The organism is Agromyces capsici, assembly GCF_058349965.1.
Genome location: NZ_JBYRET010000001.1, coordinates 2,953,041 through 2,973,778, shown reverse-complemented (window position 1 = coordinate 2,973,778; position 20,738 = coordinate 2,953,041). Strand labels below are relative to the sequence as shown.

Annotated in this window: 19 protein-coding genes; 2 read left to right on the top strand and 17 right to left on the bottom strand. The window is 72.1% G+C overall.

What is annotated here, in order from left to right; all coding sequences use genetic code 11:
- Nucleotides 1-316 precede the first annotated feature (316 nt).
- Nucleotides 317-1,693: a CoA transferase gene (locus AC3RKB_RS13845; protein ID WP_491436717.1), complete on the bottom strand. Its 1,377-nt coding sequence runs from the start codon at nt 1,691-1,693 to the stop codon at nt 317-319.
- Nucleotides 1,694-1,699: 6 nt separating this feature from the next.
- Nucleotides 1,700-3,001 carry a tyrosine--tRNA ligase gene (tyrS, locus tag AC3RKB_RS13840; RefSeq protein ID WP_491436716.1) on the bottom strand — a complete coding sequence of 434 codons (1,302 nt, stop codon included), beginning with the start codon at nt 2,999-3,001 and terminating at the stop codon, nt 1,700-1,702.
- 128 nt (nt 3,002-3,129) lie between these two features.
- Between tyrS and AC3RKB_RS13835 the strand changes: the two genes are divergently transcribed.
- On the top strand, nt 3,130-3,894 hold the full coding sequence (locus AC3RKB_RS13835; RefSeq protein ID WP_491436715.1) for a DNA-binding protein: 765 nt from the start codon (nt 3,130-3,132) through the stop codon (nt 3,892-3,894).
- A gap of 66 nt (nt 3,895-3,960) precedes the next feature.
- Nucleotides 3,961-4,557: a hypothetical protein gene (locus AC3RKB_RS13830; RefSeq protein ID WP_491436714.1), complete on the top strand. Its 597-nt coding sequence runs from the start codon at nt 3,961-3,963 to the stop codon at nt 4,555-4,557.
- Between the two features lie 86 nt (nt 4,558-4,643).
- On the opposite strand, the gene AC3RKB_RS13825 is transcribed toward AC3RKB_RS13830, so the two are convergent.
- The 15 genes from AC3RKB_RS13825 to AC3RKB_RS13755 all read right to left on the bottom strand — a co-directional run bounded on the left by AC3RKB_RS13825 (nt 4,644) and on the right by AC3RKB_RS13755 (nt 20,675).
- Nucleotides 4,644-5,303, bottom strand: coding sequence for a DNA-3-methyladenine glycosylase (locus AC3RKB_RS13825; RefSeq protein ID WP_491436713.1), 660 nt, complete (start codon nt 5,301-5,303; stop codon nt 4,644-4,646).
- An 11-nt stretch (nt 5,304-5,314) separates the two neighbouring features.
- Nucleotides 5,315-6,757, bottom strand: coding sequence for an argininosuccinate lyase (argH, locus tag AC3RKB_RS13820; protein WP_491436712.1), 1,443 nt, complete (start codon nt 6,755-6,757; stop codon nt 5,315-5,317).
- 2 nt (nt 6,758-6,759) lie between these two features.
- Nucleotides 6,760-7,689, bottom strand: a complete 930-nt coding sequence (gene argF / locus AC3RKB_RS13815) for an ornithine carbamoyltransferase (protein WP_491436711.1) — start codon at nt 7,687-7,689, stop codon at nt 6,760-6,762.
- A gap of 55 nt (nt 7,690-7,744) precedes the next feature.
- Nucleotides 7,745-8,941, bottom strand: coding sequence for an acetylornithine transaminase (locus tag AC3RKB_RS13810; protein WP_491436710.1), 1,197 nt, complete (start codon nt 8,939-8,941; stop codon nt 7,745-7,747).
- A complete protein-coding gene (gene argB, locus AC3RKB_RS13805; RefSeq protein WP_491436835.1) occupies nt 8,938-9,873 on the bottom strand; it encodes an acetylglutamate kinase in 936 nt (311 codons plus the stop codon). Before argB ends, AC3RKB_RS13810 begins: the two co-directional genes overlap by 4 nt.
- A 26-nt stretch (nt 9,874-9,899) precedes the next feature.
- Nucleotides 9,900-11,057 (bottom strand): bifunctional glutamate N-acetyltransferase/amino-acid acetyltransferase ArgJ, encoded by a 1,158-nt coding sequence (gene argJ, locus AC3RKB_RS13800; RefSeq protein WP_491436709.1) that lies wholly within the window; start codon nt 11,055-11,057, stop codon nt 9,900-9,902.
- The gene (gene argC / locus AC3RKB_RS13795) at nt 11,054-12,097 is read right to left on the bottom strand and encodes an N-acetyl-gamma-glutamyl-phosphate reductase (protein WP_491436708.1); all 1,044 of its coding nucleotides are present in this window, start codon (nt 12,095-12,097) and stop codon (nt 11,054-11,056) included. The genes argJ and argC overlap by 4 nt, the downstream gene beginning before the upstream one ends.
- A 270-nt stretch (nt 12,098-12,367) precedes the next feature.
- Nucleotides 12,368-12,781: a DUF1801 domain-containing protein gene (locus AC3RKB_RS13790; RefSeq protein ID WP_491436707.1), complete on the bottom strand. Its 414-nt coding sequence runs from the start codon at nt 12,779-12,781 to the stop codon at nt 12,368-12,370.
- 63 nt (nt 12,782-12,844) lie between these two features.
- Nucleotides 12,845-15,370 carry a phenylalanine--tRNA ligase subunit beta gene (gene pheT, locus AC3RKB_RS13785; RefSeq protein WP_491436706.1) on the bottom strand — a complete coding sequence of 842 codons (2,526 nt, stop codon included), beginning with the start codon at nt 15,368-15,370 and terminating at the stop codon, nt 12,845-12,847.
- A gap of 2 nt (nt 15,371-15,372) precedes the next feature.
- A complete protein-coding gene (gene pheS, locus AC3RKB_RS13780; RefSeq protein WP_491436705.1) occupies nt 15,373-16,413 on the bottom strand; it encodes a phenylalanine--tRNA ligase subunit alpha in 1,041 nt (346 codons plus the stop codon).
- Nucleotides 16,414-16,445: 32 nt separating this feature from the next.
- Nucleotides 16,446-17,354: an amino acid ABC transporter permease gene (locus AC3RKB_RS13775; protein ID WP_491436704.1), complete on the bottom strand. Its 909-nt coding sequence runs from the start codon at nt 17,352-17,354 to the stop codon at nt 16,446-16,448.
- On the bottom strand, nt 17,351-17,998 hold the full coding sequence (locus AC3RKB_RS13770) for an amino acid ABC transporter permease (RefSeq protein WP_491436703.1): 648 nt from the start codon (nt 17,996-17,998) through the stop codon (nt 17,351-17,353). Before AC3RKB_RS13770 ends, AC3RKB_RS13775 begins: the two co-directional genes overlap by 4 nt.
- An 84-nt stretch (nt 17,999-18,082) precedes the next feature.
- The gene (locus tag AC3RKB_RS13765; protein ID WP_491436702.1) at nt 18,083-18,958 is read right to left on the bottom strand and encodes a glutamate ABC transporter substrate-binding protein; all 876 of its coding nucleotides are present in this window, start codon (nt 18,956-18,958) and stop codon (nt 18,083-18,085) included.
- A gap of 58 nt (nt 18,959-19,016) precedes the next feature.
- Complete coding sequence (locus tag AC3RKB_RS13760; protein ID WP_491436701.1) at nt 19,017-19,805, bottom strand: amino acid ABC transporter ATP-binding protein; 789 nt, start codon at nt 19,803-19,805, stop codon at nt 19,017-19,019.
- 69 nt (nt 19,806-19,874) lie between these two features.
- Complete coding sequence (locus AC3RKB_RS13755; protein ID WP_491436700.1) at nt 19,875-20,675, bottom strand: TrmH family RNA methyltransferase; 801 nt, start codon at nt 20,673-20,675, stop codon at nt 19,875-19,877.
- Nucleotides 20,676-20,738: the final 63 nt, after the last annotated feature.

The following is a 20,738-nucleotide window of genomic DNA, read 5'->3' as shown; positions in this document are numbered from 1 at the left end:
AAGAACACGGGGTTCAAAAAATTGGCATTGAACATAGTGCACGCTGTTGAGTTCTCAAGAAACGGACGCACCCGGGTCACGGTCGCCTGAAGCGAGCCGATCAGCCGAGACTGTTTCGTTCTTCATCCGGTGATCCTCGAGGGACCGTGCCGGACGCTTCGAACCTGGACGATCGAGATCGTGGAGGTTCGGGATCGTGCCGCTTGAGGAGGAGAAGCTCTTTCGCTTCTCTCGCTCCTGTGGGGCAACGAATGAATACTTTACGGAGATCCGGGACCTCCCGCAACTCGGGCCTGCATCCCGGGCGTGTCGCCCGTCATTCCGCCCATCGAGGGGCATCGGAGCCCCACGGATGCGGGGCCTCGCCCCACGTCATCGGACCCTCCGGCGAGGCGATCGCGGGGAGCGCGATCCGCTGCCCGCCCGCCGGTCCGACGAGCGTCCGGGTGTGCGCGGCGCGGGCGGCCTCGTCGAGCCCGCCCGGCGCCGCTTCGGCGCGACGCGGCATCGTGAGCAGCTCGGCGGCCGTGCGGCGCAGCGACATCCGCGCGACCCACGAGCCGCCCTCGGCCCGGCGGCGCTCGACCATCGTGGCGAGCGCGGCCGCGACCAGGTAACCGGTCGCATGGTCGAGTGCCTGCGCGGGCAGCGCTCCGGGCGCGCCCGCATCGCCCTCGACGAACGCGATCCCGCTCGCGGCCTGCACCAGGCTGTCGAACCCGCCGCGCTCGGCCGCGCCGTCGTCGAAGCCCCACGCCGAGAGCTGCGCGACGACGAGCCCGGGGTGGTGCTCGCGGAGCGCAGCCGGGTCGAGCCCGAGGCGCCGGAGCGCGCCCGGGCGGTAGCCGAGCACCACCGCATCGGCCGAGCCGAGCAGCGCGTCGAACCGCGCGGCGTCATCGACGACGCGGAGGTCGAGCACCGCGGTGCGCTTGCCCGGCCCCGACTCGAGGTGCTGCCACCCGATCTCGGCGGGCGACGGCGGGTCGATGCGCAGCACGTCGGCGCCGAGGAGCGCGAGCGTGCGGGTGGCGACGGGCCCGGCGATCACGCGCGTGAGGTCGAGCACGCGCACGCCGGCGAGCGGAAGCCCGGGGCGCGTCGCGTGCGTGCGGCGCGGCGCCGCGCCATCCGCCCATCGAGTCACGTCGACGAGCGGCGTCGCGACCAGGCGCGCGTCGAGCGCCTGGTCCTCGGGCGCGACGACGACGCACATGCCGCCCGCCGCCGTGACCGCCTCCGCGAGGGCCGCGGCGTCCCAGCGTGCGACGGCATCGTCGACGCGTGCCGGCGCCGCGGCATCCGTGTCGGTCAGCCCGAGCACGCGCCGCAGCGCATCGGCGTGGTGCGGGTAGTTGCCGTGCGTGCGCACCCAGCCGTCGCGCGCACGACGGAACCCGGAGAGCGGCGACCACACGTCGGGCGCGCGGCCGTCGAACTCGGCGACGCGCTCGCTCGCGAAGGCCGTGGCGATGCGGGCGCCGTCGAGGTGCAGGGACTCTGGGCCCGCAGCGCTCCCCCACCCCGCGAGGGTCGCGGCGGCGACGGATGCCGCGGCGAGCGACGACACGTCGAGGCGCGCCGGCAGCGGCACCTCGGGCAGCGGGGCGAGCGCGGAGAGCTCGCCGGGATCGCGACCGAGCTCGGCCCAGACGCGCGCGAGGAGGCGCTCGGCGGCTCCCCCTCGCGTCATCGCGGCCTACCGGACGAAGACGCCCGCGAGGGTCTTCTTGCCGCGGCGGAGGACCGCCATGCCGCCCGACGGGACGCGGTCGGAGAGAGTCGCGGTCTCGTCGTCGATGCGGACGTTGTCGAGCGAGACGCCGCCCTGCGCGATCGCGCGTCGGCCTTCGCTGAGGCTCGAGACGAGCCCGGTGTCGACGAGCAGTTGCGCGATCGGGACGCCCGGATCGGCATCGGTGTTCGGCAACTCGCGGAGCGCCGCCTCGAGCGTGGAGGGGTCGAGCCCGGCGAGCTCGCCCTGCCCGAACAGGGCCTGCGACGCCGCCACGACGGCGGCGGTGGCCTCGGCACCATGCACCAGGGTCGTCACCTCGTTCGCCAGCACCCGCTGCGCCTCACGCCGGAACGGCTCGGTCTCGACCTTCTCGGCGAGCTCCTCGATGCGCTCGCGCGAGAGGAACGTGAACACCTTCAGCCGGTCGATCACGTCGGCGTCGTCGGTGTTGAGCCAGAACTGGTAGAAGCGGTAGGGACTGCACATCTCGGCGTCGAGCCAGATCGCATTGCCCTCGCTCTTGCCGAACTTCGTGCCGTCGGAGTTCGTGATGAGGGGCGTGCCGATCGCGTGCACGTGCCGCCCCTCGACGCGATGGATGAGGTCGGTGCCGCTCGTGAGGTTGCCCCACTGGTCGCTGCCGCCGGTCTGCAGCACGCAGTCGTACTGGCGGTAGAGCTCGAGGTAGTCGAATCCCTGGAGGATCTGGTAGCTGAACTCGGTGTAGCTGATTCCCACGTCGGAGTTCAGGCGCGACGCGACGGCATCCTTCTTCAGCATCGTGCCGACGCGGTAGTGCTTGCCGATGTCGCGGAGGAAGTCGATCGCCGAGAGCCCGGCCGTCCAGTCGAGGTTGTTCACCATCCGGACGGCGCTCTCGCCCTCGGCCGAGAGGAACCGGCTGATCTGCGCGCGGAGCCGCTCGACCCACTCGGCGACCGTCTCCTTGGTGTTCAGCGTGCGCTCGGCGGTGGGGCGCGGATCCCCGATGAGTCCGGTCGATCCGCCGACGAGGCCGAGCGGCTTGTGACCGGCGAGTTGCAGGCGGCGGAGCGTGAGGATCTGCACGAGGTTGCCGAGGTGCAGGCTCGGCGCGGTGGGGTCGAACCCGCAGTAGTACGTGATCGGGTCGCCGGAGAGGAGTTCCTTCAGCGCCGCCTCGTCGGTCGAGACGTGGACGAGTCCGCGCCAGCGGAGCTCCTCCCAGATGTCGTCGAACGTCGGGTCGTTCTGCTGCGTGGCGAGGATCGCGGGGTCGGACACGACAGCAAGGGTATCAGCGGGGCCCCGGGTGCTCGGTCAAGTCGGAGCCCTTCAGATGAACGAATGAAGCTGAAATCCTTGAATGCATGAGGTGAAGGATGATACCTTCACTCCATCGAGGAGGCGCCATGTTCGTGATCACCGCCGATCAGGTCGGCAGCCGGACCGACATCGACCGGTCCTCCGAGATGCAGCGCGAGCTGCAGCAGCGCTTCGGCGCACGGCTTCGGCTCCCGGTCGACCAGACCGCCGGCGACGAGCTGCAGATGCTGACCGACCACGCCGGCACCGCACTCGAGATCGCCCTCGCACTCGGCCGCGATGGTCACTGGAGCGTCGGGCTCGGCATCGGCGACGTGCGCACGCCCCTGCCCGACGCGGTGCGCAAGGCCACGGGCGGCGCATTCATCGCGGCGCGAGAGGCCGTCGATGCCGCGAAGCGCGCCGACGGCCGGTTCGCGCTGCGCGCCGCGAGCGGTCTCGCCGACGCCCCGCATGCGGCCGCCCCGCTCGACGCGGCCGAGCTCGAGCCGCTCATCCGCCTCCTCGTGCTCGTGCAGGACCGTCGGAGTCCGCAGGGATGGGAGGCGATCGACCTCGTGCGCGAGGTGGGCAGCCAGAAGCGCGCGGCCGAGGCCCTCGGCATCTCCGACGCCGCCGTCAGCCAGCGCCTCAAGGCGGCCGTCTGGTCGGTCGACGACGAGGCCCGGCGCGGTCTCGTGCGCCTGCTCGCGGAGCTCGACCGGGCGACGGCGGCTGCGCTCGGGGCGGATGGCACGGATGGCACGGATGGCACGGGCGCGCCGGATGGCACGGGCGCCTCAGTCGGCACGAGCGACACGACCCCGACGCGCGACGCCGAGGGTCGCGCCGATGACGGCGGCGATCGCTAGGCTCGATCGACGACCCCGGACCTGCCCCGGGGTCCCCGGACCCACCCCGGAGAAGCGGAGGCCCACGTGAACCTCGACGATGCGATGTCGGCACTCGGTTGGTCGGCGATCGTCGGCTCGCTCGCGATCGCGGCGGTGTTCTCCATGCTGGCGTACCATCGCCCGCGTCCGCCGTACCTCTACGTGGCCGGCGGCGCCGTCATCGTGGCCCTCGTCGCCGCCTCGACGACGCATGCCGACGCACCCCCCGTCGCCGCACCGCTCATCGCCCTGCTCGGCATCACGGTCGCGGTCTTCGGCGGCAGCCCCGCGGCGGCGACCGCACTGCAGCTCGCGATGGGCGGCAGCGCCGCACCCGGCGCCCACGGCGGCATCCTCGTGGCCGTGCGCTCCGACGAGCCGCTGGAGCCCGGAGTCCTGCCGGCACGGCGCGAGGTGCTGCGCGGCGGGCTCATCATCGGCGTGCTCGAGCGCATCGGCGCCGCGGGCTCGATCATCGCGGGATTCCCCGAGGGGCTCGCGATCGTCATCGCGGTGAAGGGCGTCGGCCGGTTCACCGAGCTCGAGGCTCCCGAGGCGCGCGAGCGGTTCATCATCGGCACGTTCGCGAGCCTCATCTGGGCCTGCGCCGCGGCGCTCGCGGTGCACCTCGCGATCCGCTGATCCCACGCCGGCGCCGCCCGACACGGACCCGGTGCACATGCCCCACCGCGCACGCACCGCCGCGGCGGCAGGCGTCGACGGCCGGATCAGTGCGACTTCGGATGGCGCCGGTATACCGAGACCCCCGCATCACCGGGGATCCAGAACCGCCACGGGTACGCGACCGCCCCGCCGGCACCCGAGATCCCGGTGCGCGGTCCGGTCAGGTGCGGCAGCGGCCGCGTCGGGACGCGGAGCTCGAACGGCGGGGCGAGCAGGTCGCTGCCGTTGCGCGCCAGCGGCACGCCGAGCGCCTGCGCGAGACGCGCCGGCCCGCGCGCGAGGTCCCGTTCGGCCGAGCGCGGCCGACGCGCCCGCGCGAGATCGACGCCGTCGACGATGGTGCCGCCGCGCAGCAGCACGCCCCCCGAGGTGCCCGGCTCGTCCGCGACGACGTTGAGGCACGTGTGCATGCCGTAGGTGAAGTACGCGTACAGGTGCCCGCCCTCGCCGAACATCACCTCGTTGCGCGCCGTGCGGCCGCGGAACGCGTGCGAGCCGGGGTCGACGCCCACGCCGCGGTACGCCTCGACCTCCGAGAGCCGGACGGCGACGCGCCCGTCGTCGGAGTCGTACGCGAGCACGGCGCCGAGCAGCAGCGGGGCGAGCTCGACGGCATCGCGGAGGAACCACGCGCGATCGGGCGGCACGAGCGTCGCGCCATCCGTCGCCCCGGCGCCCCGCGCCATCCGCTCGCCCGTCGTCATGTCGCTCCGACTCAGTCGTCGCCTCCGGGCAGGCCGTGCATGAGGTGCCGCACGCGGTCGGCGAGCGTCGCGAACTGCGCGTCGACGCGCACGGGCGCCGTGCCGCCGATGCCGTCGCGGCTCGCGACGGACCCCTCGATCGTGAGCACGCCCCTCACCTCGGGCGTGAGGTGCGGAGAGATCGCCGCGAGCGCGCCGTCGTCGACCTCGTGCAGCTCGAGCGAGTGCTCCTCGGCGTGGCGGACGAGCGCGCCCGTGATCTCGTGCGCGTCGCGGAACGGGACACGGCGCTTCACGAGCCACTCCGCGACGTCGGTCGCGAGCGAGAAGCCGGCCGGGGCGAGCTCGGCCATGCGATCGGTGTGGAACGTGAGCGTCTCGACCATGCCCGTGAACGCCGGGAGCAGCACCTCGAGCGTTTCGACCGAGTCGAAGACGGGCTCCTTGTCCTCCTGCAGGTCGCGGTTGTACGCCAGCGGCAGCGCCTTGAGCGTGGCGAGCAGCCCGGTGAGGTTGCCGATGAGCCGGCCCGACTTGCCGCGCGCGAGCTCGGCGATGTCGGGGTTCTTCTTCTGCGGCATGATCGAGGAGCCCGTCGAGTAGGCGTCGTCGAGCGTGACGAAGCCGAACTCGCGCGTGTTCCAGAGGATGATCTCCTCGGAGATGCGCGACAGGTCGATGCCGATCATCGCCGTCACGAACGCGAACTCGGCGACGACGTCGCGGCTCGCGGTGCCGTCGATCGAGTTCTCGGCGGGCGCGGCGAGGCCGAGGTCGCGTGCGACGGATGCCGCGTCGAGCCCGAGCGTCGACCCCGCGAGCGCGCCGCCGCCGTAGGGCGAGACATCCGCCCGCTTCAGCCAGTCGACGAGCCGTTCGAGGTCTCGCGAGAGCGCCCATCCGTGGGCGAGCAGGTGGTGCGCGAGGAGCACGGGCTGCGCGTGCTGCAGGTGCGTGCGGCCCGGCATGATCGCGCCGCGATGCTGGTCGGCCTGCGCCGCGAGGGCGTCGATGAGGTGCACCAGCTGGCGGCCGATGGTCGCGGCGTGGTCCTTGAGGTACAGGCGCACGAGCGTGGCGATCTGGTCGTTGCGGCTGCGGCCCGCGCGGAGCTTGCCGCCCAGTTCGCTGCCGACCTCGTCGATGAGCGCGGCCTCGAGCGCGCCGTGCACGTCCTCGTCGGTGTCGGCGGCGACGAGCTCGCCCGAAAGCACGCGTGCCTCGAGGGCGTCGAGCCCCGTGAGCATGCGGTCGAGTTCGGCGGGCTCGAGGTAGCCGGCTGCGGCGAGCGCGCGGGCGTGCGCCCGCGATCCCATCAGGTCGTAGGGGGCGAGCTGCCAGTCGAAGTGCGTCGACTTCGACAGCCGCTGCAGTTCCGGCGACGGGCCGCCGGCGAAGCGGGCGCCCCAGAGCGAACCCTCGTTGGTGCCGTGCGTGCCGGTGTCGTCGGTCATGCTCACGCGTCCTTCCTGGCGAGGAGCCACACGAGCAGCGCCTTCTGCGCGTGCAGCCGGTTCTCCGCCTCGTCCCAGATGATCGACTGCGGCCCGTCGATGACCTCGGCGGTCACCTCGTAGCCGCGGTCGGCGGGCAGGCAGTGCAGGAACACGGCGTCGGGCTTCGCGAGCGCCATCAGCTCGTCGTCGACCTTGTAGGCGCCGAAGGTCGCCACGCGGTGCGCCTTCTCGTCCTCCTTGCCCATCGACACCCAGGTGTCGGTGACGATCACGTCGGCGCCGGCCGCGGCCTCGGCGGGGTCGGTGTACAGGGTGACCGATCCGCCGGTGCCCCCGGCGATGCGGTCGGCGTCGGCGACGACGGATGCCGCGGGCGCGAACTCCTCGGGCGAGGCGACGCGCACGTGCATGCCGGCGGTGGCGCCCGCGAGCACGTACGACTGGGCCATGTTCGACGCGCCGTCGCCGAGGAACGCGACGGTGAGCCCGGCGAGCTCGCCCTTGTGCTCGCGGATCGTCAGCAGGTCGGCGAGCAGCTGGCAGGGGTGGAAGTCGTCGGAGAGCGCGTTGACGACCGGGACGGTGGTGCCGGCCGCCATTTCGTCGAGCCCCGACTGCGCGTAGGTGCGCCAGACGATGGCCGACACCATCCGCTCGAGCACGCGGGCGGTGTCGGACGGGGTCTCCTTGCCGCCGAGCTGGCTCGATGCGGTCGAGATGATCAGGGGCGATCCGCCGAGGTCGGCGATGCCGACCGCGAACGAGACGCGGGTGCGCGTCGAGGACTTGTCGAAGATGACCGCCACGGTCTGCGGCCCCGCGAGCGGCCGCTCAGACCAGCGGTCGGCCTTGAGGCGCTCGGCGAGGTCGAGGATCGCGGCCTGCTCGGCCGGAGTGATGTCGTCGTCCCGGAGGAAATGGCGGGTCATGGGGCTCCGTTCGTGCGCGCGGCGGGCGCGCGGCGGGTCGGTGAGGTCGGTGGGGTCAGTTGGCGGCGGTCGCGGCGACGGCCTCGAGCGCGCGGGCGAACCGCGTCTCGAACTCGTCGAGCTCGGCGTCGCCGATGATGAGCGGGGGCGCGATGCGGATGGTCGAGTCGTTCGCGGCGTTGATGATCAGGCCGGCGTCGAGGGCCGCCGTGGAGACGGCCGCCGCCGCCGGCTCGGTGAGCGCGACGCCGACGAGCAGGCCCTTGCCGCGCACGCCGGCGACCAGCGGCGAGCCCAGCGCGAGCACGCGTTCGCGCAGCTCGGCGCCCCGGCGCGCCGCGTTCTCGACCAGCCCCGCGCGCTCGATCTCGCCGAGCACCGCGTTGGAGACGGTCGTGGCGAGCGGGTTGCCGCCGAACGTCGAGCCGTGCTGGCCCTTCGAGAACAGCTCGGACGCGTGGCCGAAGGTCACGAGTCCGCCGATCGGGAAGCCGCCGCCGATCCCCTTCGCGACCGTGATCGCGTCGGGCAGGATCCGAGCGTGCTGGTACGCGAACCACTCGCCCGTGCGGCCCGCGCCGGTCTGCACCTCGTCGATGATGAGGAGAGCGCCGTGGCGCCGGGTCAGCTCCCGTGCGGCCTCGAGGTAGCCCTCGGGCAGGTCGAGCACGCCCGCCTCGCCCTTGATCGGCTCGATGATGAGCGCCGCGACGCCGTCGTCGAGTTCGGCCTCGAGGGCCTCGATCGTGGACGGGATGTGGTCGACGCCACCGGGCAGCGGTTCGAACGCGTCGCGCATCGCGGGCTTGCCGGTGAGCGCGAGCGAGCCCATGGTTCGCCCGTGGAACGCGTCGACGAGCGCGAGCACGCGGGTCCGGGCGCCGCCGGAGTTGTTCAGGCGGGCGAGCTTGAACGCGGCCTCGTTCGCCTCGGCGCCCGAGTTGCCGAACCAGACGCGGCCGGCGTCGCCCGCGCCGGTGAGGCGCGTGAGCCGGTCGGCGAGCTCGAGCGCGGGCTCGGTCGCGAAGTAGTTCGACACGTGCGCGAGGGTCGCGGCCTGGCGTGAGACCGCCTCCACGAACACCGGGTGGGCGTGGCCGAGCGAGTTGACGGCGATCCCCGCGAGGAAGTCGAGGTACCGGGTGCCCTCGTCGTCCTCGACCCACGCGCCCTCGCCGCGGACGAGCTTGCGCAGCGGCATCCCGAGCGTGCGCATCATGCGGTGCTCGAACCGGTCGCGCCAGTCGCTCATGCGGTCACCTCCGACTCCTCCGCCGCGGCGACCGGCACGACTTCGGTGCCGATCCCCTGGCGCGTGAAGATCTCGAGCAGGATCGAGTGCGGCACGCGGCCGTCGATGATCGCGGCCTTCGGCACGCCGCCGGCGACCGCCTCGAGGCAGGCCGTCATCTTCGGGATCATGCCCGACTCGAGCGACGGCAGCAGCGCCTCGAGTTCGGGCACGTCGATCTCGGAGACGAGCGAGTCGCGGTTCGGCCAGTCGCGATAGAGGCCGGCGACGTCGGTGAGGATCACGAGCTTGGCGGCGCCGAGCGCGACCGCGAGGGACGCGGCGGCCGAGTCGGCGTTCACGTTGAGCGACTGGCCGCGCTGGTCGAGGTCGGGCGCGATCGAGGACACGACCGGGATGCGGCGCGCATCGAGCTGTGCGAGCACCGCCTCGGGGTCGACCTCGACGACGTCGCCCACGAGCCCGAGGTCGATCTCCTCGCCGTCGACGACCGCGCCGCGCCGACGGCCGCGGAAGAGTCCCGCGTCCTCGCCGGAGAGGCCGGCCGCGAGCGGCCCGTGCTCGTTGATGAGGCTCACGAGCTCGCGGTTGACCTGACCCGACAGCACCATCCGGACCACGTCCATGGTCTCGGGCGTCGTGACCCGGTAGCCGCCGCGGAACTCGCTCGGGATGCCGAGTCGTTCGAGCATCGACGAGATCTGCGGGCCGCCGCCGTGCACCACCACCGGGCGGATGCCGGCGTAGCGCAGGTACACCATGTCCTCCGCGAACGCGCGCTGCAGCTCGGGGCTGACCATGGCGTTGCCGCCGAACTTCACGACGATGATCTCGCCGTGGAAGCGCTGGAGCCACGGCAGCGACTCGATCAGGGTCTCGGCCTTGCGGGCGGCGGCAGCGGCATCCGTCCGGGCGTCGCCGTCGGGGCTCATCTGGTCCTTCTGCTCCTCGCTCATGCTCAACTCGAGTACGCGCTGTTCTCGTGCACGTAGTCGTGCGTGAGGTCGTTCGTCCAGATGGTCGCGGACGCCTCGCCGGCGTGCAGCTCGACCATCACGTGCGTCGCGCGCGGCGTGAGATCGACCTCGTCGCGCGAACGGTCGGGCCGGCCGGCGTGGCACACGCGGACGCCGTTCATCGTGACGTCGACGAGGTACGGGTCGAACGGCGCCGACGTGGTGCCGATCGCCGCGAGCACGCGGCCCCAGTTCGGATCGTTGCCGAAGATCGCCGCCTTGAACAGGTTGTTGCGCGCGACCGAGCGCCCGACCTCGACCGCGTCGTCCTCGGTGACGGCGCCCCGCACCTCGATCGCGATGTCGTGGCTCGCGCCCTCGGCGTCGGCCTGCAGCTGCAGCGCCAGGTCGCGGCACGCGGTGGTGAGCGCCTCGGCGAACGTCGCCGGATCGGGCACCACGCCCGAGGCGCCCGAGGCCATGAGCGTGACCTGGTCGTTCGTCGACATGCAGCCGTCGGAATCGAGCCGGTCGAACGTGACCCGCGTGGCGCTGCGCAGCGCGGCGTCGAGCTCGTCGGGCGAAAGGTCGGCGTCGGTGGTGAGCACGACGAGCATGGTCGCGAGGCCCGGCGCGAGCATGCCCGCACCCTTCGCCATGCCGCCGATGCGCCATCCGTCGACCTCGACCACCGTGGTCTTCGGCTTCGAATCGGTCGTCATGATCGCGCGCGCGGCATCGGCACCGGCGGCGTCGTCGGCCGCGAGCCGGTTCGTCGCGGAGAGCACGCCCTCCTCGAGCACCTCGCCGTCGAGCTGGTCGCCGATCAGGCCGGTGGAGCAGACGAGCACGTCGCCTGCGGAGACGTGCAGGGCGGATGCCGCGGCCTCCGCCGTGCGATGGGTGACCTGGAATCCCTCGGAGCCGGTGAAGCAGTTCGCGCCGCCCGAGTTCAGCACGATCGCCGAGACGATGCCGTCCTGGATGACCTGCTGCGACCAGAGGATCGGGTTGGCCTTGGCGCGGTTCGAGGTGAACACGGCGGCGGCGTGCTGCCGGGGGCCGCGGTTCGCGACGACGGCGAGGTCGAGCGCGCCCGTGCGCTTGATGCCGGCCGCGATGCCCGCGGCCTCGAAGCCGGCTGCTGCGGTGACGCTCACGGTGCGACTCCATTCACGGGGAGGCCGGTCGCCTCGGCGAGGCCGAGTGCGATGTTCGCGGACTGGATGGCCGCGCCCGCCGTGCCCTTGACCAGGTTGTCGACGGCGGTGACGATGACCGCCCGTCCGGCCGCGACGTCGACCGCGAGGCCCATGAGCGCGGTGTTCGCGCCGAGCACGTCGGCCGTGCGCGGGAACTGGCCCTCGGGCAGCACCTGCACGAACCGCTCCCCCGCGTACGCGTCCTCCCAGGCGGCGCGGACCGCGGCGGGGTCGGTGCCCGGGACGATCCGCGCCGTCGAGGTGGCGAGGATGCCCCGCGACATCGGCACGATCGTCGGCGTGAACGAGATCGTCGGGGCGGCCGCGCCGGCCCACCGCAGCGACTGCTGGATCTCGGGGATGTGGCGGTGCGTGCCGCCGACGGCATACGGGTTCGCGGAGCCGAGGATCTCGGAGCCGAGCAGGTGCGCCTTGAGCGCCCGGCCCGCGCCGGAGGGCCCGACCGCAAGCACCGAGACCAGGTCGCGGTCCTCGATGACGCCTGCGCGGATGCCGGGTGCGAGCGAGAGCGCGACGGTCGAGGCGTTGCAGCCGGGTGCGGCGATCCGGCGGGTCGACGCGAGGCGCGTGCGCTGCGTGCCCGAGAGCCGCGGCAGCTCGGGGACGCCGTACGTCCAGGTGCCGTGGAAGTCACCCCCGTAGAACGCCGCCCAGTCCGACTCGGACTCGAGACGGTGATCGGCCCCGCAGTCGACGACGAGCGTGTCGTCGCCGAGCTCGGCCGCGATCGCGCCGGACGCGCCGTGCGGCAGCGCGAGGAACACGACATCGTGGCCGGCGAGCGTCTCGGCCGACGTCTCCTTGAGCGTGAGATGCGTGTAGCTGCGGAGGTGCGGCTGCACCGCGGTGAGCGGCTGGCCGGCGTTCGAGTGCGCGGTCACGGTGCGCACCTCGAACTCGGGATGATCGGCGAGGAGGCGCAGCAGCTCCCCACCCGCATAACCGGACGCGCCGGACACGGCGACGGTGAACGTCATGGATTCCACCTTATGGGCTGAAGGGTCGAGTGAGTCGGCTCCGGCGACGCCCAGGGCGGCAGGCTCAGGCCGCCGCGGGAGTCGCCTGGATTCGGCGCTCGCCCCGACGTCGGCCGCGCACCACGACGGCACGCGCGATGCGTGCAGGGTGCTCGGACCGGACGGTGGACATGCAAGCGACCCTATCGAGCCGTGAGGACGACTCGCAAACCGAGGCGACCCGCGACGACGCGGAAGGCTGCGGGTGCCCGGGAGAGCCCGCGACGCCGCTCAGACGTCGTCGCCGCGGGTGCGCACCCACGCACGGTCGACGAGCGACTCCAGCACGTGCCGGTCGATCGTGTCGAGGCGGCCGATCCAGAGGCACGAGACGCCGACCTTCACCTTGCCGAGTCGCTCGATGAGCTGCTCGGCGCCGGGCGTCTGCAGGCCGTAGAGCGAGATCGACGCCTTCCGCGGGGAGAAGCTCACCACCGGCCAATCGCCTTCGCGGCCCGACTCGTACCGGAGGTGATGCAGCCCGTACCCGACGATCGACGGACCCCACATGACGGCGTCGGTGTCGGTGACGCGGTCGAAGAGCTCGCGCAGCTCGAAGCCGTCGGCCCGGCGGCCCGCGGGCTCGACCGACTCGAGGAACTCGGACACCGACGCGCCCGTCGGCTGGGTCTTCGCTTCGGCCATGACTCACGGTACCGCCGGGCGCGGCTCGCCGACAGTCCCCGGCTGCGCCGGCCGCGGATGTCGCTACTCGCGGATCGCGGCCCCGGTGCGCTCGCCGGCCAGGGCGGCCCCCGCGAGCTTCGCCTCGCTGGCCTCGGCCGCGGTGAGCGTGCGGTCGCCGGCGCGGAAGCGCAACGCGAACGTCAGGCTCTTCGCCCCGTCGGGCACGCCCGGGCCGCGGTAGTCGTCGACGAGCTGCAGGCTCTCGAGCAGGTCGCCCGCGCCCTCGCGCACGGCCTCGGCGACGCGTGCCGCGGGCACCTCGGCAGCGACGACGAGCGAGAGGTCCTGCGTCGCGGCGGGCAGCGTGCCGATCTGGCGTGCCTCGACCGACGGGTCGGTCAGCGCGAGGATCGCGTCGAGGTCGACCTCGGCGACGGCGACCACGCGCGGCAGGTCGGCCTCGGCGGTGAGCGCCGGGTGCAGTTCGCCCGCGTAGCCGACGACCTGCCCGGCGACGCGCACCTCGGCGGTCCGCCCCGGGTGGAGGGCGTGGTGGGCGCCCTGCGCGAACTCGACCTCGGCGCCCGCGGCGTGCGCGATGCGGCGCACGGCGTCGAGGGCATCGGCGATGCCGGCCGGCTCGGCGGCGCGGCCCGGCTGCTTCGGCCGCAGGTCGCCCGTGAGGAGGACGCCGACGTGGCGCGGCTGTGCGGGGATTCCGGCGTTGAGCTCGCCGAGGACGGCCTCGCTCGGACGTTCCCACCCGATCGGCAGCTCGGCCGAGCCGTAGGTGCGCCCCGTCTCGGGCAGGAACACCAGTCCCAGCTCGAAGACGTCGAGGTCGGTGAGCCCTCGCGACAGGTTGCGCCGCGCGACGCCGACGAGCCCGGGCAGGAGCGACCGGCGCAGGTACGGCGTCGACGCGTCGAGGGCGTTCGCGAGCTTGACGCTCGCGACGGGCGAACCGTCGACCGAGCCGAACTGCGCGTTCTCGGCCTCGGTCACGAACGGGAATGCGAGCACCTCGGTCGCCCCCGCAGCCGCGAGCGCATCGGCGACGACCCGTCGCACGCGCTGCGACCGGGTGAGCCCGCGTCCGGGCGGGGCCACGGGCAGCACCGAGGGGATGCGGTCGTAGCCGAGCAGGCGCGCGACCTCCTCGGCCAGGTCGGCCTTGGCGGTCAGATCGGGACGCCACGTGGGCGGGACGACCGCGAGGCCGCCGTCGACGCGGGTGACGCGACCGCCCACCTCGGCGAGTGCGTCGTGCACCTCGTCGTCGGTGTACTCGACGCCGATGAGCTCGGTGACGTAGCCCTCGGGCAGCAGGATCGCCTCGCGCTCGGGCGCCTCGTGGAGGAGCGAGCCGCCGGCGTCTGCGGTGCCGCCCGCGAGGTCGACGAGCAGCTGCGCGACGCGCGCGGCGGCCGCGCCGGCGATCGCCGGGTCGACGCCGCGCTCGAAGCGCTTGGACGCCTCGCTCGGCAGCTTGTGCCGGCGCGCGGTGCGCGCGATCGACACGGGGTCGAAGTTCGCGGCCTCGATGAGCACGTTGCGGGTCGCGCCGCCGATCTCGGTCGTGGCGCCGCCCATGACGCCCGCGAGGCCGATCGCCCCGCGGTCGTCGGTGATGAGCAGGTCCTCGGCGTGCAGCGTGCGCACCTTGCCGTCGAGGGTCTCCAGCGTCTCGCCCGCGCGGGCGCGACGCACGACGATGCCGCCCTGCAGTGCGTCGAGGTCGTAGCCGTGGATCGGCTGCCCGAGCTCGAGCATCACGTAGTTGGTGATGTCGACGGGCAGCGACAGCGAGCGGATGCCGGCGAGCTTGAGTCGCGCGATCATCCACGCCGGCGTGGGACGGCTGGGGTCGATGTCGCGCACGATGCGCGTCGCGAACACGTTCGCGCCGACGCGGCCGCGGATCGGCGCCTCATCGCGGACCTCGACGGGGAACGCGCCCGGGGCGTCGCCCGCCGCCTCGACCTGGCCGGCCGGGTCGCGGAACACCGCGCCGGTGGCGTGCGCGTACTCGCGCGCCACACCGCGGATCGAGAACGCGTACCCGCGGTCGGGCGTGACGTTGATCTCGACCGCCGCGTCGTCGAGCCCGAGCAGCGCGATGGCGTCGGTGCCGACCGGCGCGTCGATGCCGAGGGTCGAGAGCCGCAGGATGCCCTCGTGGTCGTCGCCGAGGCCGAGCTCGCGCGCCGAGGCGATCATGCCGTCGGAGACGTGACCGTAGGTCTTGCGGGCGGCGATCGGGAACGGCCCGGGCAGCACCGCGCCCGGCAGCGTCACCACGACCTTGTCGCCCACGAAGAAGTTGCGGGCGCCGCACACGATGCCGTGCACGGGGTCGCCGCCGTCGGCCGCGGGCTCGCCGTCGGGCGCGACGCGCACCTGGCACCAGCGGATGGTCTTGCCGTTGGACTGCGGCTCCTCGACGAATTCGAGCACCTCACCCACGACGATCGGGCCCTCGAGGTCGAACGTGTGCACGTCTTCCTCCTCGAGCCCGACGCGCACGAGCGCGGCGTGCACGTCCTCCAGGGACGTGCCCGGGGGCAGGTCGACGTACTCGGCGAGCCAGCTGAGCGGCACTCGCATTCTCAGACCACCATTCCGAACTGCTGTGAGAAGCGGATGTCGCCCTCGGCCATGTCGCGCATGTCCTGGACGTCGTTGCGGAGCATGAGCCCGCGCTCGATGCCCATGCCGAAGGCGAAGCCGGTGTACACCTCGGGGTCGATGCCCGCGGCGCGGAGCACGTTGGGATGCACCATGCCGCAGCCGCCCCACTCGATCCAGCGCGCACCGCCCTTGAAGGTCGGGTGCCAGAAGTCGAGCTCGGCGCTGGGCTCGGTGAACGGGAAGAAGCTCGGGCGCAGGCGGATCTTCGCCTCGTCGCCGAAGATCGACTTCACGAAGTGGTCGAGCGTGCCCCTGAGGTGCGCCATCGTGAGGCCCTTGTCGACCGCGAGGCCCTCGAACTGCATGAAGACCGGGAGGTGCGTCGCATCGAACTCGTCGGTGCGGTACACGCGTCCGGGCGCGAGCACGTAGATCGGCACCTCGCGCTCGAGCATCGAGCGCACCTGCACGGGGCTCGTGTGGGTGCGCAGCACGAGGTGCGCCTCGGGCGGGTCGACGAAGAAGGTGTCCTGCATCGCGCGCGCCGGGTGGTCGGCGTCGAAGTTGAGCGCGTCGAAGTTGAACCACTCGCTCTCGACCTCGGGGCCCTCGGCGATCTCCCATCCCATGCCGGTGAACACGTCGCACACGCGGTCCTGCAGCAGGGCGAGCGGATGGCGCGCGCCCGGCGTGAATCGCGACGGCAGCGCCGTGACATCCACCGCCTCGGCGGCGAGCTGCGCCTCGGCCTCGGCCTCGACGATCTCGGCCTCGCGCGCGGCGAACGCCTGGTTCACGCGGCCGCGGGCGGAGCCGACGAGCTTGCCGAGGGCGGCCTTTTGGTCGTTCGGCACGCTGCGCAGCGACGCGTTGAGCTGCGCGAGCGTCGACTTCTCGCCGGTGTGCTCGGCGCGGACGGACTTCAGCGCGGCGGAGTCGCCGGCCGCGGCGATCGCCGCGAGCGCCGCATCGACGGCGGCCTGGACGGCCGGTTCGGTGATCTGGAGGGGCTCGGACACGAAGAACGAGTCTAGTGGGCGAGCCGCGACGTTCAGATCGGCCCTTGCCCCATCTGCTTGGACTCCGCGATCGCCCGCGCCTGCAGCAGGGCCTGATCCTCATCCTCCGGGTTCGGCACCGGGCGGCCCGTCTTGCGCGCCGTGCGCTTGGCCACCCACCGCGCGAACCACGACAGCGAGAGGTTCATCGCCAGGTACAGCACGAGCGTGACGATGAAGAACGAGAACAGGTAGTAGTTGCCGTAGAAACTCGCCAACTGGTTCATGTTCACGCGCAGCAGCTCGACGTAGCCGACGATGTAGCCGAGCGACGTGTCCTTCAGCAGCACGACGAGCTGGGCGATGATGATCGGCAGCATCTGGCGGAACGCCTGTGGGAACTCGATGAGCATCTTCGACTGCATCGAGCGCATGCCGAGGCTGAGACCCGCCTCGCGCTGTCCGCGCGGCAGCGCCGCGAGGCCGGCGCGGAGCGCCTCGCCGATGAGCACGCCGTTGTAGAGCGCGAGCGCCGCGACGACCGCCCAGAACGACCCGGTGTTGAGCACCAGCAGGATGAACAGCATCATCAGCAGCACCGGCATGCCGCGGATGAACTCGAGGACGACCGCGGTGGGGATCCGGATCCACGGGCGCTGCGCGCTTCGGAGCAGCGAGAACACGATGCCGAGGATGAGCGCGAGGACGGCGGCGGTGAGCGCCGCCCGCAGGGTTCCCCACACGCCCGCGACGAAGATGTAGCGCCAGACCGTGGGGTCGGCGAAGATGTCCCAGCGGGACGGATCGAAGTAGCCGGGCAGGTCTCCGCGCGGCGCGGCGAGCGTGAGGACCACCCAGAGCAGGCCGCCGGCGATGGCGAGTCCGCCGACGATCGAGGCGATCAGGGAGTTGCGTCGGGCCACGGGGCCCGGCGCGTCGAAGAGGACGCTCGATCCGGTCATCGCTGCACCACCCAACGTCGTTCGAGTCGTGCCGCGATCAGGCCGAGCGGCACGGTGATGAGCAGGTAGAAGGTGGCGACGCCCAGGAGGATCGCGATGACCTGGTCGCCGCGGGCGTTGGAGAGCGTGCGCCCGACCGCGAAGAGCTCGACGACGAAGAAGCCGCCGGCGACCGAGGTGTTCTTCGTCAGCGCGATGAACACGTTGATGAGCGGAGGGATCGTCATACGGAACGCCTGCGGCAGCACGATGAGCCCGACCGTCTGCGAGAATCCGAAGCCGACGCTGCGCGCCGCCTCGGCCTGGCCGACGGGCACGCCGTTCACTCCGGAGCGCAGCGCCTCGGCGACGAACGGCGACGTGTAGACCGACAGGCCGATGATCGCGGCGGTGACGTAGTCGAGGCGCGAGCCGAGCTGCGGGAGCACGAACGCGCAGAAGAACAGCACGAGCGTGAGCGGCGTGTTGCGCACCAGCTCGGTGTAGACCGTCGCGAACCCCCGCAGCGAGGCCACGGGCGAGATGCGCATCGCCGCGATGAGCGTGCCGATCACGAGCGCCGCGAGGCCCGAGACGACCAGGAGCAGCAGCGTCGTGCCGAAGCCCTGGAGGTACAGGGGCAGGTTGTCGAAGACCGCGTCCACGCGTGTCCTTCCTGTCCGGTCGGGTCGGAGCCGACCCGGGGTCCGGGCGCCGCCGTCAGGACGGCGCCCGGACCTGGGAGTCGATCAGTACCGGTCGACGGCGGGCGGGTCGCGGAACTCGAGAACGGTGCCGGCGGTGGCGTCCCACGCCTCCTCGTACGTGCCGTCCTCGTAGGACTCCTCGAGCACGTCGTTGATGAAGGTGCGGAAGTCGTCGTCGCCCTTCTTCAGGCCGATGCCGTAGGGCTCCTCGGTGAACGGGTCGCCGACGATCTTGAACTCACCCGGGTTCTGGTCGACCAGGCCGGCGAGGATCACGTTGTCGGTCGACACGGCCACGGCCTGGCCGCTGCGCACGGGCTCGAGGCAGTTGCTGTACGTGTCGGTCTCGATGACCTGCGCGCCGAGCGCCGCGAGGTTGGCGGCCGGGGTCGAGCCCGTGACCGAGCAGACCGGCTGCCCGACGAGGTCGTCCTCGCTCTCGATCGTGTCGTTGTCCTCGAGCACCAGGATGGACTGACCGGCGAGGAAGTACGGCCCGGCGAAGTCGATGACCTCCTTGCGCTTGTCGTTGATCGTGTACGTCGCGACGACGATGTCGACCTGCCCGTTCTCGATGAACGGCTCACGGTTCGCCGAGACGGTCTCGACCCACTCGATGTTGTCGGGCGAGATGCCGAGCTTGCCGGCGATGATCTTGCCGATCTCGACGTCGAAGCCGACGGGCACGCCGTCGGGGCCGACGAGTCCGAACAGCGGCTGGTCGAACTTGGTGCCGATGGTGATCGAGCCGGCCTCGGCCAGCGTGGCCATCGTCGTGCCCTCCTCGAACTCGGGCGTCTCCTCGACGCTCGGCTCGGCCTCGTCGCCCCCGGGGGCGGCGGTCTCGCCGGCGCAACCACTGAACAGGAGCGCCGTGGCGGCCGCCGCGGCGACCAGTGCGATTCTGCTGCGTCTCATGTCGTGCCTCTTCTCTCGTGGTTCGTTCGGGTTCCCCGCCGCTCGTGGCCGCGGAGGTCTAGTGCTCGAGGATCTTCGACAGGAAGTCCTTCGCGCGGTCGGACTGCGGGTGGTCGAAGAACTGCGCCGGCGGCGCCTCCTCGACGATGCGGCCGTCGGCCATGAACAGCACGCGATCGGCGGCCTTGCGGGCGAAGCCCATCTCGTGGGTGACCACGATCATCGTCATGCCCTGCTCGGCGAGGCCGACCATGACGTCGAGCACCTCGTTGATCATCTCGGGGTCGAGCGCGCTCGTCGGCTCGTCCATGAGGATGAGCTTCGGGTTCATGGCGAGCGACCGGGCGATGGCGACGCGCTGCTGCTGGCCGCCCGAGAGCTGGGCCGGCATCTTCTTGGCCTGGTTGGCGACGCCCACGCGCTCGAGGAGCTCCATGGCCTTCGCATCGGCGTCCTTGCGCGACATCCGCTTCACCTTGATGGGCGCGAGGGTGACGTTCTCGAGGACGGTCTTGTGCGCGAAGAGGTTGAACGACTGGAAGACCATGCCGACGTCGGCGCGCAGCTTCGCGAGCCCGGCGCCCTCTTCGGGCAGCTTCTGGCCGTCGATCGTGATCGTGCCCGAGTCGATGGTCTCGAGGCGGTTGATGGCGCGGCACAGGGTCGACTTGCCGGACCCGGACGGGCCGATCACGACGACCACCTCGCCGCGGTTGACGACGGTGTTGATGTCGTTCAGGACGTGGAGGTCGCCGAAGTGCTTGTCGACGTGATCGACGATCACGAGCGGTTCCCCGCGACGGACCGAGATGTTCGACGTTGCTGGTGCGGTGTCGGCCGGAGGCATACCCCCAAAACTAGGGCTCCGGCGGGGGTCGCGGCCACCGCCCGAGCGGGGGGTTACCGATTCGTGACTTCAGCTGCGCTGCGCGAACGCGCTCTCGTACAGGCAGACCGAGGCCGCCGTCGCGAGGTTCATCGACTCGGCGTTCCCGTAGATCGGGACGGTCACGACGCGATCGGCGAGGGCGAGCTTCGCATCGGGCAGCCCGTGCGCCTCGTTGCCGAACAGCCAGGCGGTCGGGCGGGCGAGCACGCCGTCGCGTCGGGCCTCGAGCAGGTCTTCGCCCTTGACGTCGGCGGCGAGGATCGTCAGCCCCGCCTCCCGCGCACGCGCGAGCACGTCCTCGAGCTCGGCGCCCACCGCGACCGGGAGGTGGAAGATCGAACCGGTCGACGAGCGCACGACCTTCGGGTTGTACAGGTCGACCGCGCGCCCGGTGAACACGACGGCGTCGGCGCCCGCGGCATCGGCGGCCCGCACGATGGTCCCCGCGTTGCCGGGGTCGCGCACCTCCTCGAGGATCGCCACGAGCCTCGGCCCGGACGCGAAGACATCCTTCACGGCGGTGGGGAACTGGTGGCACACCGCGACGAAGCCCTGCGGCGTGACCGTGTCGGCCATCGCGTTCAGCACCTCTTCGGAGACGTACTCGACGTCGACGCCCGCGTCGATCGCGGTGTCGCCGATATCGGCGTACCGCTCCAGCGCGGTCGGCGTGGCGTACAGCTCGACCACGATCTGCGGGCGGAAGGTCAGCGCCTCGGCGACCGCCTGCGGCCCCTCGAGCAGGAACATGCCCGTCTCGACGCGCGCGGGCTTCTTCGCGAGCTTCGCGACGGCCCGTACTCGCGGCGACCTCGGGTTCTCGAGCATGCCGCCAGTCTATTGACGTCGGATGCCACGGCGCGGGCGCCGCGCCCCGGACGTCCGTCGTGG